Raw genomic sequence first — 4,190 nt, 5'->3', positions numbered from 1 at the left:
CACGTAATAACTGGTTGGGGACTAACCGAGACATCGGGCTTCGCAACCTGGACCGAAATTGACGACACATTCGACAACTTGTCTAACACCGTGGGAAAAGCAGCCGGCGATTATAAAATCAAGATTGTGGATATAGATGATTATGAAAAGGAACTGAAAACGGGTGAAATTGGAGAGATTGCAGTTATTGGCGATTGCAACATGGCGGGATACTTTGGCAACCCTGAGGAAACAAAAAAGACACTACTTAAAGGGAATATGCTACTTACAGGCGATGTGGGCTATCTACGGGAGGATGGTTACCTTGTGCTCACCGCTAGGAAAAAGGAAATAATTCGATACGCAGCCTACAACATTTATCCGCCAGAGGTTGAGGACTACATCACCAAGTATCCGGGTATAATCCAAGCAGCAGTGGTGGGTGTACCAGACCCTACATATACTGAGGTTCCATGGGCAATTGTTCGTCCAAATCCTTGGGTGGAGAAAAAGGTTAACGCAGAAGAACTCATAGAGTACTGTAAGAAGGGCCTGGCTGACTACAAGGTTCCCAGACGCATCATATTTAAAGACAATCTACCGTTGACCCGCGTTGCCAAGATAGATAAAAAAGCCCTAAGAGCTGAAGCCGTAGAAATCGCAAAGAAAGAGGGAAAAATTAAGTAGCTCACCCCAAAATCAATCATCTTTTATTTTTTCAGATAAACAGGCATTTATGAGGTGAATAAAGAGATATCCAAATTAAAGTCTTCTTTTCGGCTTGGGAGGAGAATAGTAGACCGATGGATTTGTTCCCTTTTCCGGTTTAAGTTGAAAAGCTTTTCTCAGGGCAATTATTTTTGAAATTTCAGACTTAGGATCGTTTAGATCGCCAAAATAAATAGCCTGTCCTTCACAGCAAACAACACAGAACGGTTCAAGACCCTGATCAATGCGGTGTACGCAAAAGTGGCATTTTTCGATAACATTTCGGTCCTGATTGAAATGTATTACATGGTAGGGACAAACACCAATGCAGACTTGACACCCATCGCATTTGCCTTCATCCAGAACTACTGGTCCATCTTCTCTCTTAATTAGGGCCCCGCGAGGACAAGAATCAACACAAGGAGGGTTAGCACAATGATTACAGAGACGGGGAAGAAAGTTCATCCTCAATTCAGGAAAACTTCCCTCTGGAGTGTCTTTTTGGAGCGTATTTTGTGTTTCCACTAGAATCCATGGCGCTGTGTTGTTGTTCTCTATCCTGCAAGCCACGGTGCATGCTTCACATCCAATGCATCTTTCTTGATCTATGAGTAAACCTAGTCGTTTGCTCATTTTTCCACCTCCTCCTGCTTTTCTACTTCAACAGCCACATCGTTCATGCTCATGTTGGGCTCGTAGACAAATTCGTGAACCGGGTTAATGACATCATGGGTTAGATGATTGACGCTTCCTTCCCCAAACTGTTCAAGCCACCATCCCTCAGTGATATTAATCACTCCCGGTCGGACACCTTCCGTTACTCTTGCTCTCAAAGTGGTACGAGCTCGGTCATTAAAAACAGTCACAATGTCGTTATCCGAAATATCACGCTTTTTCGCATCAATAGGATTAATTTCCACCACTGGCTCAGGATTCATCTCCAGAAGTGAGGTCACGTTGGCAAACATGGAGTGGGTGCGAAAACGGCTGTGTCCCTGAATGAAGGCTAAGGGATATTTTTCCCTGTCCGGCTTTACTGGAGCCTCCAGGGGTGGTAGATAGACGGGAAGGGCTTGACCAAACTCTACTAGTTGTTCTGCGTATATTTCGATTTTTCCTGAGGGAGTAGAGAATGTGATGTCATACTTTTGACCAGTATCGGGCATGAAGGGTAGATTCATGGCTCCTTGCTCTTTCAATTTTTCTCTGGTTATTCCGCCTAGAGAGGGATGCTGCATGATGAGGTCTATGAAGCCCTCTTCCCCACCTTCAAAATATTCAGCGAATCCCAGTTTTTTAGCAACCCCAGTGGCGATATCTACATCAGATTTTGATTCATAGAGCGGTTCTATGACTTTCTGCTGTAGCTGAACATAGGGATAGGGATGAGGCAGAAAATCGGAAAACTCCAGAAAGCTACAAGCTGGAAGCAAAATATCGGCGTAGCGAGCAGTAGGAGTCATGAATATATCAGCAGTCACGATGAACTCCAAGTTTGGGAAGACTTCATTTATGATCTTGCCGCTGTTGGCGCACTGGTTTACAAAATTAATGAAAGCAAACCACACTGCCTTAATTGGCCAGGGTTTCCCTTTAATGACTGCATCGTAGAGCTGCAGTATTCCCAGCCGGTGATACGATGGCTTCTCCGGAATTGTGTGAAGGAAGGGCTGCCAGTTAAGTACCGCGGGAAGATGTCCCGAACCAAAAGCGGTATTAACATTGCCCGTAACAGCAGCCACAGTACCTAGAGCCCTCACAGAGATATCTCCATGATGTGTCCTAGCCAAACCCATATGAGTGACAAAGGCAATGTTTTCCGCAGTACCCATTCTCTCAGCTAACTTTTTGATGAGCTCAGCCGATATTCCAGTAATTTCGGACGCTTTTCTAGGGGGGTACTGTTCGGCTAATTCTTTAAGAAGTTGAAATGATGGTTTGCATTCTTTGCCGTTTAACTTATAGGTTCCAGTAATTGCAGGTTTAATTTCAGTAGCTGCAGAAATCTGGGGTTTATTTGAAACAGTGTCCCAGACAATATAATTTTCAGTCTCCTTCCAGCCTAAATCTTTACCTCTAAGAAACTTCCCGGTATCAGTTCTTACAAGAAAAGGCCCCACAGTATACCTACGAATAAAATCATCTTTCTGGAGCCCCTTTTTGAAAATAACATGCATCAACCCCAGGGCTAGAGCAGCGTCAGTACCCGGCTTAATACCCAGATATTCATCAGCCTTGCTGGCGGTTACGGTATAACGAGGATCAATAACCACCAGTTGAGCACCCTTTTCCTTGGCATCCATAATCTTTCGCATCATGAAAAGAGGTTGGGACTCAGCGGGGTTTGAACCCCAAACAACCACCATATCTGGTACTGATGGTGGAATAAGATAGGGTAAAAAGAACGTGAATGGTAGATGGGTGCCGAAAAGAACACGACTACCGCAAGGTAGACCCGCATCACCATATCCCCAGGCACTGACCCGAGTGCTTTGAGTCAGACTTGCCAGTCGCAGATAAGCTCCAAATTTGGTTGTACCGGCTCCCGGTCCCCCCAGCACCCAGCCAATCGCACGCCAACCGTATTTATCACCAATTTCTCTAAATTTGGTAGCGATTATGTCAAATGCTTCATCCCAAGAGATTCTCTCGAACTTTCCCTCTCCACGCTCTCCCACCCGCTTCATAGGATACTGTAAGCGGTCGGGATGATAGGTGATTTCCAAACTGGAAAGACCACGTAGACAAATTCTCTTATCCCTAGGATCCGGAAAGTCTCCCGGCTCCACCTTAACAACCCGGTCATCTTTTACATGAGCCAGAATACCGCAACAATCTATTCCACAGTGTGCTGGACAAGCCGTTCTTACTAAACGAATTTCACCTTTCTTGGTCATTTCCTTTAAACCTCAATTAGAGTATTTCTACAACTTTTTTAATCTTGTTTTTGATTATTATTTGTTTTTCGTGTAAGAATAGTATTTTTTAACTTGACAATTATTTTATTTCAGGGTATAACTTTAACATAATTCAAAAAATAAAAAAATATGTTGAAAAATAGTTTTGATTCCTATTTCATTGCTAATAAGGTTAAACCAAGTTCTTTCTCAAGGTTCTGTATTCTTTTGAGTTGTTCTGAGGACAAATCTGCGAAAGAGGTTGGCTTTCCAAAGGCAACTAGAACTACATTGAGTTCCTTTTCCAGTTCCTGAATTTTTGTAATCTGCTCTTTTTTTAGTTTAGCTGTTTCTGGCCAAACTTTCATTTAATACCCTCCCAATATTGTTTAAATTAATCATTAAAAAGTATAATACTATTCTAATTTATATAAGTTTCTAAGGATAAATTATCCTACGTAGGTTAAAAAAGAGATTAATTAAATTAAAAAGAAAAATAGAATAAAAAAAGGAATATTTACAAGCTTAGAACATAATACATCGGATTACGCAGTAGGGTTTACAACAGTAGGAAGATTTAATACTAAATAATACCATATATGGCTA

General features: G+C 42.3%; 4 protein-coding genes. 1 reads left to right on the top strand and 3 read right to left on the bottom strand.

Annotated elements, in window-relative coordinates; all coding sequences use genetic code 11:
• Positions 1 to 666: class I adenylate-forming enzyme family protein (locus ACUVXA_RS17175; RefSeq protein ID WP_445872516.1), on the top strand; the 666-nt coding region annotated here is incomplete at its 5' end.
• A gap of 75 nt (positions 667 to 741) precedes the next feature.
• Here ACUVXA_RS17175 and ACUVXA_RS17170 read toward each other — a convergent pair.
• The 3 genes from ACUVXA_RS17170 to ACUVXA_RS17160 form a co-directional block, all read right to left on the bottom strand.
• Positions 742 to 1,320, bottom strand: a complete 579-nt coding sequence (locus ACUVXA_RS17170; RefSeq protein ID WP_445872515.1) for a 4Fe-4S dicluster domain-containing protein — start codon at positions 1,318 to 1,320, stop codon at positions 742 to 744.
• Positions 1,317 to 3,584, bottom strand: coding sequence for a molybdopterin-containing oxidoreductase family protein (locus ACUVXA_RS17165; RefSeq protein ID WP_445872514.1), 2,268 nt, complete (start codon positions 3,582 to 3,584; stop codon positions 1,317 to 1,319). Before ACUVXA_RS17165 ends, ACUVXA_RS17170 begins: the two co-directional genes overlap by 4 nt.
• A gap of 173 nt (positions 3,585 to 3,757) precedes the next feature.
• Entirely contained in the window at positions 3,758 to 3,952 is a 195-nt protein-coding gene (locus ACUVXA_RS17160) for a hypothetical protein (protein ID WP_445872513.1), read from the bottom strand.
• Positions 3,953 to 4,190 lie beyond the last annotated feature (238 nt).

This window comes from Candidatus Jordarchaeum sp., from assembly GCF_052745115.1.
The sequence above is the reverse complement of the archived record's forward strand: the minus strand, read 5'-3'. Positions and strand labels throughout refer to the sequence as shown.